A 15,456-nucleotide genomic window follows, 5' to 3' on the forward strand; every position below is an offset into this window, starting at 1 on the left:
CTTGTATTTATTTGCCAATCAATTCTACAAACACACCATCTGGATCTTGGACTAAGACAAAACGTCTACCATCAGGTATATGCGTAGGTTCGTCACTTAGAAAAGGAATGTTGTTGGCTTTGAGTCGTTGGATAACTCCATCCAAATTGCTATAGAATATGGTCACATAGCGCATACCGTTTCTATCGGTAATATTGCTTTCAGCTGGGTTTTTGGGTTTTTTAAAGGATAGCAGTTTAAACTCTGTGGCATTATCATCTTCCATCAATTTAAGGACCTTAACATCGAAGGCAACTCCGCCAGCAAGTCCAATTTTTTCACTTAGGACTTCTGGTACGCTGAATCCACCAACTTCCTTCATCCCAATAATTTCTGTGTAGAATTTATACGAAGTATCAAAATCAGAAGCTACCAATCCAATTGATATGGAGGGATTTGAGAATTCGGACTGGGCCATCAAGGTAGATTGCGCCATTCCTACTAGTAACAAAAGGGAAATGAATTTTTTCATGAGTGGTTTTTTTAAAGAGGATTTCGTGAAAGTAGCAAAAAAGCCAAGGTTCTACAATTGATATTAAGATGAATGTTTCTCAAGGTACGATACGACAGCTAGGAAAGCAGTAAGGAATAATGATTATCTAATGAATGTTACTTTGGCAATTTTGCCATTTTCCACTTCGTAAATGGCCACTGCCCTAATGATGGAATCCTTGAACGTAACATATTCTTCATCTATGACCTTGTTACCAATGACAATTCTATTTTTCAATTCGCAGTGTAAATCTGGATTGTTTTTAAAGAAAGTCCCGTAGGATTCCTCCATTTTGTTGCGATTGTCCTCTCTTAGGTCATTTGGGAAATTGAAAAGTTTTATGTTATCGGTATACGTGGCCATAAATGCATCGAGATTACCTGAATTGTAAGCGTCCAGTTGGGTTTGGACAATTGATTCTGAATCCACCGTCTCCCGTTCAGGAAAAATAAAACGCATGGATGCGATAAATCCATTCTCAACTTCATAAATAGCAACCTGATGTCCTTTTCTGCCATCTACCATACTGATTTCCTCGTCAATAACCGTATTGCCCAATCGAATTCTATTCACTACTTCTACCTTGGCATCTTTGGTGTTCTGATAAAACCGATCGTAGTTTTCGGTCATTTTATCGCGACCTATGTACATGGGTTCATTTGGAAATCGCTCCACAATAACATTCGGCGAATAACAAGAGACGAATCCAAACAAATCCCTACTATTAAAGGTTTTTACTTGTCTATCAATAATTTGGATAGGGGAGACTTCCGCTACGAATGCTAATCGATTGCCACTGGGATTAACTGCAATTCTGCTAATAGCATTGATTTCGTCCAACTCAAATTCAACTACTTTTTCCCACGTATTTCCGTTTCCCGTATTGAATTTATAAATGGTCTTTCCAATTCCGGTTAAAATAGTATTTGTGTTTAACCAGCAGATATCTTCACTTTGAAACAAGGTATCCGCAATCAAACTGATTTCTTTGGTGTCAGGATTAAGCGATTTGATTTGCCATTTTTCTTCTGATTTGGCAATGAAACTTATAAGATCCGTTCCCGGTATCTTATGAAAGGAACGGCCAACGTTTTTTTCCAGTACCTGCGATGTATTTTCGGCTAAATCAAAAAGTACCATATCCATTCTATTTTCAACAAGTACAGAGGTGACAAGCATAGCTTCATTATGCCATACATGGTAGCCAACTTTCGCTTCGGGTAGTATGGGTTTTGAATCACCGGTTGGGATGTTGTATTCGTACAGTAATTGCAGTCCATCTAAATCTAACCGAATGGAAGAAATGGAATTCTTACCTGGTATCTTCAATGGGGAATACTCGCTACCTGTTGGTGTGTTACTGATCCAATCAGAAGTGCTGCCTCCAGCTATGTTAAAGCGTTTAATATCGGTCTGTTCGGAACGGGTGGAGGCAAACAATACCGTATTATCATCCAAAAAAGAGGGTTGATTGTCATACCCATGATTATTTGAAATGTTTTTGGGATTGGAAAGTAGCGGCATTCCAGCATCCATTGTCAAATCAAACAAGTATACTTCTGTGTTTGCCTGCGCAGAAAGATGTGAAGTAGAAACAAGGAATAAGATGGGGATTATAAGGTGGTTCATGCTTCTGTGAGGGTTTGAAGTAATTCACGTACCCGTTTGGTATTTTCCACAAAATACTTGGCTTGGGTTTTTTTAAGACCAACTTTTACGGTAACTGCCGTTTCTGGCAGTTCTTGAAACATATATTCATCGGTCCAATCGTCTCCGATTGCAAAAACAAAATCATAGTCATCTTCGCCCAAAATGCGCACAGACGCCCTTCCTTTGTTCACATTACTGCTTTTAACTTCCATCACCTTGTTGCCATTCAATACACTGATGCCATCATTACCAATGAGACTGGTCAGCACTGTATTCAATTCTGTGGCACGTTTTTCACCAAAATCAGGGTCGGTATTTCTATAGTGCCAGGCCATGGAATAATTTTTTTCTTCAATAAATGAGCCAGGGGTTCGGTCTACAAATGATTCCAAGACAGGTTTGATTTTTTCCATCCATTCACCTTTCACATTTTCCAACATTTTGAAGGGTTCACCGCCTGTTGAAATCCATACGCCATGCTCTACGATCATATTGTATTTTTTGTCTAGAAACCATTTGGTGAACGTTTGCTTGTCCCTACCGCTGATTAAAAACAGTGTGGTGTTTTCATCATTGTGGAGTTTATCCAATAAATTGTATAACTCGGCATCCGGTATCGCCTTTTGGGGGTCTTTGTGAAATCCAGTTAATGTGCCGTCATAATCCAAGAACAACAACCGTTTATTGGCAGATGCGTAGGTTTTGCTGATTTTGTTCAACAGAGCATTCGTCATTTTTTGGGAGACAAAAGTTTCATCTCCTTCGCTTTTTCGATTTAACGAATTCATGAATTCATTGGCCCATACTTCCACATTATAGCGTTCTAATCGATTTTGGAGGAACATATTTCGGGCCATTTGTTCTTCCTTCGGCATGGTAATGGCTCGTTTAAGCGTATCCGCCTGTTGCTCAAAATTATTTGGGTTGATAAGTAAGGCTTCATTCATTTCATAGGCTGAACCAGCCATTTCACTTAAAATAAGCACTCCGGTTTTATCTATTCTTGTTGCGATATATTCTTTGGCAACAAGGTTCATACCGTCACGAAGCGGTGTTAACCATGCAATATCACTTGATGTATAGAGATCTATCAAATTTTCAAAAGGAAGCGACCGGTAAAAATACCAGATGGGCGTCCAGTTAACGGTGGACAACTCTCCATTTATTCGACCTACCAACTCGTCAATTTCGCGTTTGAGCAGCTGATATTGCGGCACATTGGACCTTGACGGAACCGCCAATATGATCAATCGTACTTTTTCCTTGTATTCAGGGTATTTGTTTAGGAAGTACTCAAACGCATTGATTCGTTTGGCAATTCCCTTACTATAATCCAAACGATCAATGGATAAAATCAACTTCGTATCTGGGGCCGAAGCCTTATGATTATCAAGTTTTATCTGAAGATCCGATCGTTGATCTTCTTTGTTCTTATTATGTTCTAATGCCGCATCCTTGAACTTTTTATAATCAATACCCATTGGAAACGAATCCACCTTGATTACACGATGGTCCAAATACACATCATTAAAACTCACATCCAAGCCCAACAATCTGCGCACCGAACTGAGGAAATGTCTTTCGTAATCATAGGTATGGAATCCTATTAAATCGGAGCCCAGCAAGCCTGTCAATACTTCTTCACGCCAGGGCATTGTTCGAAAAATCTCATACGAAGGGAAAGGAATATGCAAAAAGAAACCAATGGAGGTATTGGGACGTTTTTCGCGAACCATCTGAGGAACCAACATCAATTGGTAATCGTGTACCCAAATAGTGTCATTCTCATCGGAATGTGCAATAATGGCATCAGCAAACTTTTGATTGACACTCTTGTACACATTCCAAAAATCGAGTTCAAACTCAGTGTATTCCAAGAAATAATGGAATAACGGCCAAATGGTCCTATTACTAAACCCAAAATAAAACCCATCCACATCTTTTGCTGTTAATTTTACTTTGGCGCAACCATGTTCTGACAAGGCTCTATCTATTTCACTTTCAAGGGATTCTGGGGTATCTTCATCAGTTAGGCCAGACCAGCCTATCCATAAGCTTTCCCCACCACTATGAACTGATTTCATACCTGTGGCCAAACCACCAACACTGGGAATTGCGGTAAGGCCGCCATCACTAATTTGTAATTGGACTGGTAGTCTATTGGAAATAATTATAGTTTTACTCATGAAAAGTGATTTTAGGACTAAAATGTAATAAAATTCCTATTTTTTCGATTTAATAGAAGGTAAAGCCAAACAACAACCAACAGAAAAATTGATTCCCTACTATGGATAACCTAAATTACGGAATAATTGGTAACTGCAGAAGTGCCGCATTAATTTCAGATACCGGTTCATTGGATTGGTGTTGTTTGCCCCAATTTGACTCTACTTCGGTCTTTGCAAAGCTTTTGGATGAAAAGAAAGGTGGAAGCTTTGAAATCAAGGTCAAGTACAATTATGAAATCCACCAACAATATTTTAAGAATACGGCCATTTTGGTTACCCGTTATTCGGATGGTGAAAATACCTTTGAGGTTCATGATTTCATGCCAAGGTATTACAAATTGAATGGCAAGTACAATGCGCCCCCAGAGATAGTCCGGTATGTAAAATACGTATCTGGAGCACCGCGATTTAGTGTTAAATACGACCCTAAATTGGAATATGCCCAAGGTCAAACCACAAATCATGTAAAAGCCAATTTTATTGTCAGCTTGACCAACAAGCAAAAATTTGACACGCTTTTCATGTACACTTCATTCAATAAAAACAGCGTGGTTTCTGGCGATGAAATTGTATTAAAGGAGGATGGATACTTTCTGATCTGCTACAACGAAAAAATACTAAAACCTTCTACTGAAAAGATGTCATTGGAGCTTGAGCGTACCAAAATCTACTGGTTGGATTGGGTGGACAGAACTCCTACGTACAAGCAGTTCAATGACGAAATAATGCGTAGCGCCATTACGTTAAAAATGCTCACGTATGACAAGACTGGAGCTGTATTGGCCGCTGCTACGACCTCACTTCCGGAAACCATTGGTGAAGTTCGGAATTGGGATTACCGTTTTTGTTGGATTAGGGATGCTTCTATGGTAATCAAAGTAGTTTCCGAATTAGGTCATAAGAATTCGGCAAAAAGATATTTACAGTTTATTATTGATTTGATGCCCGATAAGGATGAAAAACTCCAAATCATGTATGGTATCAATAAAGAAAAGACGTTAACGGAAAAAACTTTGGAGCATTTGGACGGCTACAAAGGATCCAAACCGGTTAGGACCGGAAATGCTGCTTACAAACAAAAGCAAAACGATATTTATGGCATCCTAATGGATGTTATCTATGAGCAATTGGCAAAGTTCAGCAATGACTTGGAAAATGGAGAGGAATTGTGGAGCATCACCAAAGGAATTGTGTGGATTGTTAGCAAGCACTGGCGTGAACCGGACAAAGGAATTTGGGAATTTAGAGGGGAAGATCGTCATTTTACGTTCTCCAAAGTGCTGTGTTGGGTTGCTCTAGATCGTGCCATTAAAGTTGCACGAATGTTTGGAAAGCATCGAAAAATCGAAAAATGGACAGCCTTGGAACAAGAAATCAAGGAGGATATCCATGCACATGCCTGGAATGATGAGGTAAATGCCTTTGTTCAATCTTATGGTTCCAATCACTTGGATGCTTCGGTATTATTAATGGAATCCTATGGATTCATCCACGCCAAGGACCCAAAATTTGTAAGTACTGTTAGGGCTATAGAGGAAGATTTAAGCAACGATGGTTTGTTATATCGTTACAAAAACGAAGACGATTTTGGATTACCGTCATCTTCTTTCACTATTTGTACCTTTTGGTTTATCAATAGTCTGTTCAAGATAGGAGAAGAGGAAAAAGCCTTGGCCCATTTTGAACGTTTATTGAGTTATAGTAACCATCTAGGTTTGTTCAGTGAGGATATCGACTTTAAAACAAAGCGCTTATTGGGTAACTTCCCACAAGCCTATTCACATTTGGCCTTGATAGAATGTGCCATCAATTTCTCAAGAAAGAAAAGAGAAGAAAAAATATTGGAATCTATTAGCTAGCTTGTGATTTCAATACGTTTTTAGCTTCTATTTTTATTTTTTCCATTAAATAGGAGAGATGTTCCATGGTGGTAAAAGGATTCATTAGGGTGGTTCGGAGGTAATGCATTCCGTTTAACTTAGTTTGCACAAAGTAGTATTCTCCTTCTTCCAATAACCGCTGTCTAATTTTCTGATTTAAAATGTTAATCTCTTCTAGGTTTAATCCATCTTCCACATATCGAAAGCAAAGTATGTTTGACATGGGTTCCACGGCCAGTTCAAACCGTTCATCTTTATGGATCAAATTGGCAAAATCACGAGCTTTGTCATAGAGATCGGTAACATTTTGGTCAAATACTTCTTCACCATATATTTTTAATAGAATGAACCAATGCATGCACATCATGGTTTTAGTACATTCAAAAGTGCGCTTGCCACTATTATACCAATCCTCCTCATCGGTATCAATTAGTAAATAGTCAGCTTTTTGGGAAAAGGTAGTGTATGAATGTTCCCCGTCTTTAAAAAGCAAAGCCGTTGTTATGGTTGGCATCATTAGCATTTTGTGACCGTCAATAACCACAGAATCTGATTGGGCTGTTCCGTCTAACAAATGGCGATATTTTTTGGAAAATATTGCGGCACCACCGTGCGCTCCATCTACATGAAACCATAGGTTGTATTTCTTGGCAAAATCGCCAATAGCTTCCAAATCATCGTAAATACCGGTGGCTGTTGCTGGAGCACTACCTACAATAGCAAATACATGGATTCCTTTGGATTTGGCCTCTTGATAATGATTTTCCAATTGGGAAATGTCCATGGTAAAATCATTGGTTACAGGGATTTTGATAATTCCGGCATCACCGAGTCCCATAATTTTGGCAGCCCGATCAACACAATAATGTGCCTCTTCGCTTACCATGATCGCCAAAGGTTTTGTGTGACCTTCCTTCCACACATCATGTTCTACCTTTACTTTTCTTGCAGCCAATAGCGCCGTTAAGTTGGCTAAAGTCCCTCCTGAAGTGAGTATTCCTCTGGAAGCTTCAGTGTATCCAAGACGATTCCCCAAAATATCGCACACTATACGCTCCATAGCGTTAGGCGACATGCCCATTTCGTAAACGGCCATGCCATTATTGAAAATAGAAGAAACCAAACCTGTTAAGGCAGTAATAGGAGCAGGAGCAGCTACTTGATGACCGGTACATTTTGGATTGTGGACATGGGTGGTCCGTTTAATGATTTCCTTGAAAAAGTCTTCTTGGTTACCATTTTTCAAATATTCTTTCCAAAAGGCGAGTTCGTCTTCCGGAAGATTCCAATTAATGGTTTTTTGTTCCCCTTGGATAGCATCCGAAAGGTGTTTGGTCATTAACTCAATTAGTTGCTGTCCTTGATTTCTAAAATTTTCCGAATCGTAAACAGAAGAAGGCCATGTTTTGTTCATTGCATAAAGGTAGAATGATGGAGTAAAGCTTCAATATTCTGTAGGAAATCTCGTTGTTTAATTGCATTATTGCAGCTTCAATCCGAAAACCTCAAAAATGAAAATTAAATTTCTACTCTCTTTACTTTTTATATTGATTTTAACAACTAATTTTTATGGTCAGACTCAATTTGAGCCTGGATATTTTGTAAATGTTAAAGGTGAAAGAATAAACTGCCTAATAAAGAATTCAAGATGGAGTGATAGTCCTGAAAAGGTAAGCTATAAACTATCGAAATCCGGTAGTACTGAAACCTTTGATTATGAAACGGTAAGAGAGTTTGGTGTGGAGGAAGAAGTTAGATTTATAGCAGTGACTACAGAATTCCCAAATTCATTTAGAAAACCAAGTAAATCCGATATTGAGCCTGTACCCATAATGACTAAAAATACAGTTTTTGTAAAGCAAATTTTACAGGGTACTGCTTCATTGTATGAGTATCGGGGCAATAATCAGGAGTTTTATTTATATCAATCAGGTGATTCGGAACTCATCGTACTGAATTACAAGAAATATGTTACCACGGAAGATTATAAAGTTCGTGAGAACAACATTTACAAAAGACAACTCTCTAAGGAATTGATATGCGGTGGTAATCAGGATATTCAAAAAGTAGCGTACACCAGTAAATCTTTGATATCCTACTTTAGAGAATATAATAAATGCGTTAATCCAGAAGGGTTGGACGAATCCAAAGTAATTGTTCGGAAAAAGGTCAAAACCAATTTCAAGGTTTACGGCGGAATTCAACAATATGGATTTACTTTCGAGCGTAATTTCAGAACTTTGGATTTTGGGGAAAAGACCGTACCCAAGTTTGGAGTAGAGTTGGAAGGTATATTACCTTTTAACAACAATAAATGGGGTATTTTCTTATCAATTGATTACAGTAGCTATTACAGTGATATTACTTCGCCTAGTTCCAATTTCGTAAGTTATTCAATGAAACTGAATCGACTTGGCACTGTTTTAGGGGGGAGACACTATGTGTTTTTGAATAATAAAAATAGCATATTCTTTGAAGCTGGTGTTACTTTCGATAAAGATTTCGATTCCAGAATAGATGAATTTATACAAAATCAATTTTTTGAAAACGATGAATTCAATATGTTGGAATTCAATTTTAGTGGAACGTTCGGATTAGGATACAGTTACAACCAACATTTGGCAATTAAACTCAATTATTATCTAGACCAGAGTCTACTTAAACTTTATAGATCTGATGAATTATCTAGGTTAGCTTTGACGTTGAGTTATAGGCTATAAAAAAACCGCCTCAATCGAGGCGGTTTTCAAATAGAGCTTTGTTTCAGCATTATTTGAATTAGTCAAAGGTATACCCGTTATCCGCAGCTACTTTATCCGCAACTAAGGTACGTAGCGCCACGACATTGGGTTGATTTGTATATTTCGTAAAACGTTTTAATCCCATCAGCATCATGCGCTGTTCATCGCCTTCTGCAAAAGAAACAATGGCTTCTTTTCCTTTTTGATTAATGATGTCCACTGCGCGATACAAATAAAGCTTGCTCATAGCAATTTGCGCTTCTTGTGCTTCTTCACCAAAGCGTTTAGCATTTTTCTCTGTTCGTAGAATCGTGGATTCAGCCAAATAGATTTGAATCAAGATATCTGCCGCTGACATCAATAACATTTGATGCTCCTCTAATGCAGGACCAAATTTTTGAACTGCACTACCGGCAACCATAAGGAATACTTTTTTCAAACGGGCCACCAAGTCTTTTTCCTCAGCGAACAATTCTGAAAAATCTGGAGTGTCAAAAGAAGGGATGCCCATAAGTTCTTCGCCAACCGCTGTTGCGGGCCCTAACAAATCTACATGGCCACGCATCGCTTTTTTGACCAACATCCCAACAGCCAACATCCTATTGATTTCATTGGTGCCTTCATAGATTCTGGAAATCCTTGCATCTCTCCAAGCTGATTCCATCGGTGTATCAGCACTAAAGCCCATGCCACCAAAAATTTGGATGCCTTCATCTGTCGTGTGCTGTACGTGTTCTGAAACAGCTACTTTCAAAATGGAACATTCAATTGCATACTCTTCCACACCTTTCAACTCAGCTTCTTGATGTGAGTTTCCTTCTGATTCACGAATCGCAATTCGGTCTTCAATATTTTTTGCAGCTCTATAACATGCAGATTCGTCAGCATATGCATTGGTTGCCATATCTGCTACTTTGGCTTTAATGGCACCAAAATTCATGATAGGCGTCTTGAATTGGATTCGCTCATTGGCGTATTTCACAGCTTCCGTGGTCACTCTACGTTGTGCTTCTAAACAAGCGGCAGCCAACTTGATCCGCCCAACGTTTAGGGCGTTCATAGCTATTTTAAATCCATTGCCTCTTTCGGAAAGCATATTTTCCACGGGTACTTTGGTTTCATTAAAGAAAACCTGACGCGTGGAGGAAGAATGGATACCCAACTTCTTTTCTTCATCACCCAATGTGATACCATTATCTGGATCATTATCAACTATGAAACCTGTAATGTTTTTGTCATCCTCAATTCTTGCGAATACAATGAACAGATTGCAGAAACCAGCATTGGAAATCCACATCTTTTGTCCAGTAATATTATAATGCTTGCCATCTTTGGATAAAACCGCCTTTGTTTTTCCTGAGTTGGCATCTGAGCCAGCGCCAGGTTCCGTTAGACAGTAGGCACCAAACCATTCGCCAGAAGCGAGTTTAGGAACGTATTTTTGTTTTTGTTCATCCGTTCCATATAGGGTTATTGGCATAGTTCCAATACCGGTATGCGCACCAAAAGCAGTACTAAACGATCCCGTGGCACCTGAAATGTAGTCGCAAACAAGCATAGTTGAAACAAATCCCATACCCATACCGCCATAAGCTTCAGGTACGGCAATGCTCAACAATCCCAATTCACCAGCCTTTCGCATGGTTTCTTCCGTATAGGCGTAGTCTTTTTGTTCAAAACGTTCCCAATGTGCCCAAAGCTCTCGATCAACGAATTCTTTGGTGCTTTCACGCATCATTTTCTGTTCTTCATTTAAATCTTCTAAGGTGAAAATGTCTTCACATTTGGTTTCTTTGACCAAAAACTGTCCACCTCTTAGGATATCTTTATTTATAGTTTCTGTGCTCATGCTAGTAAGAATTAAGATTCAAGAACCAAGAACTAAGACTTAAGGGAAAGTCCATTTTGGAAGCCTGAAATCATTTTTTGTAATTGTTCAATTTTTTTTGATAGTTGGAGAAATTGTTTTCTCTCAATATAGTTTCTTCTATACGCTATGGTCAGTTGAGTTTCCCATTCAAAACTTGACCCTAAACTCGTTTCCAAGTAAGTATTTAGATGTTTTTTTGAGGATTTATTGGTACCTTCTGCTATATTACTTGGAATTGAAATAGCACATCTCATTAGTTGTGAAGCTAAATTGTATTTTTCAAAATCAGGGAAGTTGTTGATGAACCTGTATGTTTCTTCAACAATGTTCATTCCTTCTTCCCAAATTTTTAGCTTCCTGAAATTATGCCGTTTCATTCTCTTGTTTCCTTTCTCTAATCGTCTTGCCTCTAATTAAGGAACTCATAAATACCTGCGGCACCTTGTCCTGTGCCAACACACATGGTTACCATACCGTATTTACCTTTCATTTCACGCTTGCGCATTTCATCAAAAAGTTGAACGGACAACTTTGCACCTGTGCATCCTAATGGATGTCCTAGGGCTATGGCTCCGCCGTTAACATTTACTATTTCTTGGTTTAATCCGAGTTCTCGGATTACTGCAAGTGACTGGGATGCAAAGGCTTCATTGAGTTCAATCAAACCTACATCCTCTTGTTTTAAACCTGCTTGTTTCAACGCTTTTGGTATGGCTTTGACTGGGCCTATACCCATGATTCTGGGCTCTACTCCGGCAGCGGCATAATTTACCAATCGGGCGATGGGTTCCAAATTCAATTCTTTAACCATGTCCTCACTCATCACCATTACAAAGGCAGCGCCATCACTCATTTGAGATGAATTTCCGGCAGTAACGCTTCCACCAGCTGCGAATACAGGTTTCAATTTGTTTAATGTAGGGATGTTGGTGCCTTTTCTTGGTCCCTCATCTTTGTTTACTGTATATGATTTGGTTTCTTTTTTACCCGCATCATTGATAAAGGTGTGTTCCACTTCAATAGGGACTATTTGATCCTGGAATCTATTTTCCTCTTGTGCTTTCAAAGCTTTCATATGCGAATTGTAGGCAAACACATCTTGATCTTCACGGGAGACTTTGAATTGTTGGGCTACTGCTTCCGCAGTAAGTCCCATACCCCAATAGTAATCTTCATTTCCTTCTTTGGCAGTGGCATAATCCGGAGTGGGTTTATACCCTCCCATGGGAATATAGCTCATGCTTTCGGAGCCGCCTGCTATGATACAATCGGCCATACCTGACTGGATTTTTGCCGTTGCAATACCGATGGTTTCCAACCCAGACGCACAGTAACGGTTTACGGTTACACCAGGGACATCGTCAATATTAAGTCCCATTAGGGAAATTAATCGAGCCATATTCAATCCTTGTTCGGCTTCTGGCATGGCGTTACCAACGATAACATCATCAATACGTTTTTTATCTAGATTGGGTAGCTCTTTCATCATGTGTTCAATGGTTTCTGCTGCCAATTCATCAGGTCTTTTGAATCGGAAGAGTCCCCTAGGTGCTTTACCCACTGCTGTTCTATATGCTTTTACGATATAGGCTGTTTTCATTTCTTAATTTTTAAATTCTGTTTTAGCCTTAAATTCTTCTTTATAATGTTTGTCATACTTAGAGTCGTAATACCAGTACTCGTCCAACACGGACTTATAACCGATACGGATTCTGATATTTGGGATATTATGTTTTACAATGCGAGTTTGGTCATTGTAAGGAAGTCCAAATAGCATCATTGACTCACCAGCGGTAAATACGTAATTGCCAATGGTACTGTTGGTCAAAATATCGTAACCAAAGGTCCTTTCTGGATTTAAGGAACTCATGAGTTCATCTATATCGTTCATCGTTTTACCCTTGTATTCCACTTGGACAGAAGTTACTATTGCTGGACCAGTGCCCTTATTTGTAATTTGAATCCCAAAATGCGCATTGTTTGACTGTTGCGTTAAACTTAAATAGGGCCATACCATCGATTTCTGCTGGGATTTCATAATCCCTGCTTCATAAATAGAGGTAACCATGGCGATAATACTAATAACTAATGCCATAAGTGTTCCAATACTCTGAAGACGATCAGCTCTGGTACTTGACATATTCCTTAATTACGCAACGGTTTTCCAGTTTTCAACATATGCTGAATACGCTCCAAGGTCTTTCTTTCAGTACATAATGATAGAAAAGCCTCTCTTTCAATATCCAATAGGTATTGCTCTGTTACATAACTGGCTTCTGACAAATCGCCACCAGCCATTACATAGGCCAATTTATTTGCCATTTTCTTATCATGTTCAGAGATATAGTGGCCTGCTTCCATTGAATCGGTTCCTACTAAGAACATTCCGAGTGCTTGCTTTCCGAGAACCTTTACATCCTTTCTCTTAACTGGTTTGGTGTATCCTGCCTCCGCCATCAACTTGGCATGTGCCTTGGCTGTTGCTATTTGTCGGTCTTTGTTGACCACCACTACATCTTTACTTTTTTGGAGGATACCCAAGTCAAATGCCTCATAGGCCGATGTGGAAACCTTGGCCATACCGATGGTCAAGAAGTATTCTTGCAGCACATTCAATTCCACATCATTTTTGCGGAAGGTATCTGAAGCACGCAGGGCCATCTCCTTAGAGCCACCACCGCCTGGAATAACGCCTACACCAAACTCTACCAGACCGATGTAAGTTTCTGCTGCTGCGACCACTTTATCTGCATGCATGGACAATTCACAACCTCCACCCAAACACATGCCATGAGGTGCAGAAATTGTTGGTATTGACGAATAACGCATTCGCATCATTGTGTCTTGGAAATATTTGATTGCCATGTTCAGTTCATCATACTCTTGTTCCACCGCCATCATGAAAATCATTCCAATATTAGCACCTACTGAAAAGTTGGCACCTTGATTTCCAACAACTAGTCCTTGGAAATCTTTCTCGGCAAGATCTACGGCTTTATTAAGGCCTGCGAGAACATCACCCCCTATGGTATTCATTTTAGATTGGAATTCAACATTTAGAATTCCGTCACCTAAATCTTCTATTACAACACCGCTATTTTTGAATACTTCATTGGTTTTTCGGATGTTGTCCAAAATAATAAAGGCATCTTGACCAGGAACTTTGGTCATTTCCTTTGAAGGGATATCGTAAAAATAGGTGGCACCGTCTTTGACTGCATAGAAGGCTGTATTTCCTACCTTTTGCATTTCGGTTACCCAAGCTGCAGGTTCAAGACCTTCAGCTTTAATAAATTCCAAACCTTTCTCCAATCCAACGGCGTCCCAGATTTGAAATGGACCATGTTCCCAGCCAAAACCGGCCTTCATGGCATCATCAATCTTGTATAACTCGTCCGTAACCTCTGGGATTCGATGTGATACATAGGCAAAAAGTGCACCAAAACTCTTTCGGTAAAACTCGCCAGCTTTGTCTTTCCCATTGGTTAATACAGAAAATCTATCAACAACCTTGTCAATGGTTTTGGTCAATTCGAGTGTAGCGAATTTTGCACTCTTTTTTGACCTGTAGTCCATGGTGTCCAAGTCCAAAGTGAGAATTTCACTTTTACCGTTGTCACCTTTAATTTTTTTATAGAAACCTTGCCCTGTTTTACTTCCAAGCCATTTATTGTCAACCATGGTCTTGATGAAGTCTGGTAATTGAAAGAGTTCCAATCGTTCATCTTCCTTGCAATTTTCATGAATTCCATTTGCAACATGAACCAAGGTATCCAAGCCAACGACATCCACTGTTCTGAAGGTGGCTGATTTTGGCCTTCCGATAACTGGGCCGGTCAACTTGTCTACTTCTTCTACTGTCATTCCTAAATCCTTCACCGCATGAAAAAGACTTTGAATACTGAAAATCCCAATACGGTTTCCAATAAACGCTGGTGTATCTTTTGCAACTACGGAAGTTTTTCCTAGGAATTTCTCACCATATCCGTTTAGGAAGTCCAATACTTCTTGTGAAGTGTTTGGGCCAGGAATGATTTCGAAAAGTTTTAGGTATCTAGCAGGGTTAAAGAAGTGTGTGCCACAGAAGTGTTTTTGGAAATCTTCACTTCTTCCTTCATTCATGAATTTAATTGGAATACCTGAAGTGTTGGATGTGATCAAGGTACCTGGTGTACGATGTTTTTCAAGATTCTCGAAAACCTGTTTCTTGATGTCCAAACGCTCAACTACAACCTCTATAATCCAATCTACATCACCAACTTTGGCAATATCATCTTCCAAATTCCCAGTGGTTATTCGGGAAGCGAATTTTTTATGGTAAATAGGGGAGGGTTTGGATTTTAAGGCACCTGCTAGGGAGTCATTTACAAGACGGTTACGAACTATCTTATCTTCCAAGCTGAGCCCCTTGGATTTTTCCTTTTCATTCAATTCTCTTGGAACAATGTCCAATAAAAGGACTTCGACTCCAATATTGGCAAAGTGACAAGCAATGCCGCTACCCATGATTCCTGAACCGATAACAGCAACTTTATTGATATGCCTTTTCATTAAT

11 protein-coding genes are annotated in these 15,456 nt (G+C 39.3%); 2 read left to right on the forward strand and 9 right to left on the reverse strand.

The genetic code is table 11. The annotated features are described in order from the left end of the window. Positions 1–7: 7 nt before the first annotated feature. The 3 genes from M3P19_RS02980 to M3P19_RS02990 all read right to left on the reverse strand — a co-directional run bounded on the left by M3P19_RS02980 (position 8) and on the right by M3P19_RS02990 (position 4,368). Positions 8–511, reverse strand: a complete 504-nt coding sequence (locus M3P19_RS02980) for a VOC family protein (RefSeq protein WP_249656132.1) — start codon at positions 509–511, stop codon at positions 8–10. A 123-nt stretch (positions 512–634) separates the two neighbouring features. Continuing rightward, complete coding sequence (locus M3P19_RS02985) at positions 635–2,161, reverse strand: nuclear transport factor 2 family protein (RefSeq protein WP_249656133.1); 1,527 nt, start codon at positions 2,159–2,161, stop codon at positions 635–637. Then, positions 2,158–4,368 (reverse strand): bifunctional alpha,alpha-trehalose-phosphate synthase (UDP-forming)/trehalose-phosphatase, encoded by a 2,211-nt coding sequence (locus tag M3P19_RS02990; RefSeq protein WP_249656134.1) that lies wholly within the window; start codon positions 4,366–4,368, stop codon positions 2,158–2,160. The genes M3P19_RS02985 and M3P19_RS02990 overlap by 4 nt, the downstream gene beginning before the upstream one ends. A gap of 101 nt (positions 4,369–4,469) precedes the next feature. Between M3P19_RS02990 and M3P19_RS02995 the strand changes: the two genes are divergently transcribed. After that, positions 4,470–6,269 carry a glycoside hydrolase family 15 protein gene (locus M3P19_RS02995; protein ID WP_249656135.1) on the forward strand — a complete coding sequence of 600 codons (1,800 nt, stop codon included), beginning with the start codon at positions 4,470–4,472 and terminating at the stop codon, positions 6,267–6,269. Here the strand turns inward: M3P19_RS02995 and M3P19_RS03000 are convergent. Further along, positions 6,262–7,704 (reverse strand): pyridoxal phosphate-dependent decarboxylase family protein, encoded by a 1,443-nt coding sequence (locus M3P19_RS03000; protein WP_249656136.1) that lies wholly within the window; start codon positions 7,702–7,704, stop codon positions 6,262–6,264. The genes M3P19_RS02995 and M3P19_RS03000 overlap by 8 nt on opposite strands. A 97-nt stretch (positions 7,705–7,801) precedes the next feature. On the opposite strand from M3P19_RS03000, the gene M3P19_RS03005 reads away from it, so the two are divergent. Further along, positions 7,802–9,010: a PorT family protein gene (locus tag M3P19_RS03005; protein WP_249656137.1), complete on the forward strand. Its 1,209-nt coding sequence runs from the start codon at positions 7,802–7,804 to the stop codon at positions 9,008–9,010. Positions 9,011–9,068: 58 nt separating this feature from the next. Here the strand turns inward: M3P19_RS03005 and M3P19_RS03010 are convergent, their stop codons facing one another. The 5 genes from M3P19_RS03010 to M3P19_RS03030 are packed head-to-tail and all read right to left on the reverse strand — an operon-like array spanning position 9,069 to position 15,452. Then, a complete protein-coding gene (locus tag M3P19_RS03010; RefSeq protein WP_249656138.1) occupies positions 9,069–10,880 on the reverse strand; it encodes an acyl-CoA dehydrogenase family protein in 1,812 nt (603 codons plus the stop codon). Between the two features lie 32 nt (positions 10,881–10,912). Beyond that, positions 10,913–11,278 carry a four helix bundle protein gene (locus M3P19_RS03015; RefSeq protein ID WP_249656139.1) on the reverse strand — a complete coding sequence of 122 codons (366 nt, stop codon included), beginning with the start codon at positions 11,276–11,278 and terminating at the stop codon, positions 10,913–10,915. A gap of 32 nt (positions 11,279–11,310) precedes the next feature. Then, positions 11,311–12,501, reverse strand: coding sequence for an acetyl-CoA C-acyltransferase (locus M3P19_RS03020; protein WP_249656140.1), 1,191 nt, complete (start codon positions 12,499–12,501; stop codon positions 11,311–11,313). A gap of 3 nt (positions 12,502–12,504) precedes the next feature. Beyond that, positions 12,505–13,041 (reverse strand): hypothetical protein, encoded by a 537-nt coding sequence (locus M3P19_RS03025; protein ID WP_249656141.1) that lies wholly within the window; start codon positions 13,039–13,041, stop codon positions 12,505–12,507. Positions 13,042–13,046: 5 nt separating this feature from the next. After that, on the reverse strand, positions 13,047–15,452 hold the full coding sequence (locus M3P19_RS03030) for a 3-hydroxyacyl-CoA dehydrogenase/enoyl-CoA hydratase family protein (RefSeq protein WP_249656142.1): 2,406 nt from the start codon (positions 15,450–15,452) through the stop codon (positions 13,047–13,049). Between the last annotated feature and the right edge of the window lie 4 nt (positions 15,453–15,456).

Source organism: Flagellimonas spongiicola, from assembly GCF_023502425.1.
Lineage (GTDB): Bacteria > Bacteroidota > Bacteroidia > Flavobacteriales > Flavobacteriaceae > Flagellimonas > Flagellimonas spongiicola.

Bases quoted from the DNA above. Each gene is read 5' to 3' on its own strand.
- M3P19_RS02980 (WP_249656132.1), bottom strand. From the start codon at position 511: ATGAAAAAATTCATTTCCCTTTTGTTACTAGTAGGAATGGCGCAATCT.
- M3P19_RS02985 (WP_249656133.1), bottom strand. From the start codon at position 2,161: ATGAACCACCTTATAATCCCCATCTTATTCCTTGTTTCTACTTCACAT.
- M3P19_RS02990 (WP_249656134.1), bottom strand. From the start codon at position 4,368: ATGAGTAAAACTATAATTATTTCCAATAGACTACCAGTCCAATTACAA.
- M3P19_RS02995 (WP_249656135.1), top strand. From the start codon at position 4,470: ATGGATAACCTAAATTACGGAATAATTGGTAACTGCAGAAGTGCCGCA.
- M3P19_RS03000 (WP_249656136.1), bottom strand. From the start codon at position 7,704: ATGAACAAAACATGGCCTTCTTCTGTTTACGATTCGGAAAATTTTAGA.
- M3P19_RS03005 (WP_249656137.1), top strand. From the start codon at position 7,802: ATGAAAATTAAATTTCTACTCTCTTTACTTTTTATATTGATTTTAACA.
- M3P19_RS03010 (WP_249656138.1), bottom strand. From the start codon at position 10,880: ATGAGCACAGAAACTATAAATAAAGATATCCTAAGAGGTGGACAGTTT.
- M3P19_RS03015 (WP_249656139.1), bottom strand. From the start codon at position 11,278: ATGAAACGGCATAATTTCAGGAAGCTAAAAATTTGGGAAGAAGGAATG.
- M3P19_RS03020 (WP_249656140.1), bottom strand. From the start codon at position 12,501: ATGAAAACAGCCTATATCGTAAAAGCATATAGAACAGCAGTGGGTAAA.
- M3P19_RS03025 (WP_249656141.1), bottom strand. From the start codon at position 13,041: ATGTCAAGTACCAGAGCTGATCGTCTTCAGAGTATTGGAACACTTATG.
- M3P19_RS03030 (WP_249656142.1), bottom strand. From the start codon at position 15,452: ATGAAAAGGCATATCAATAAAGTTGCTGTTATCGGTTCAGGAATCATG.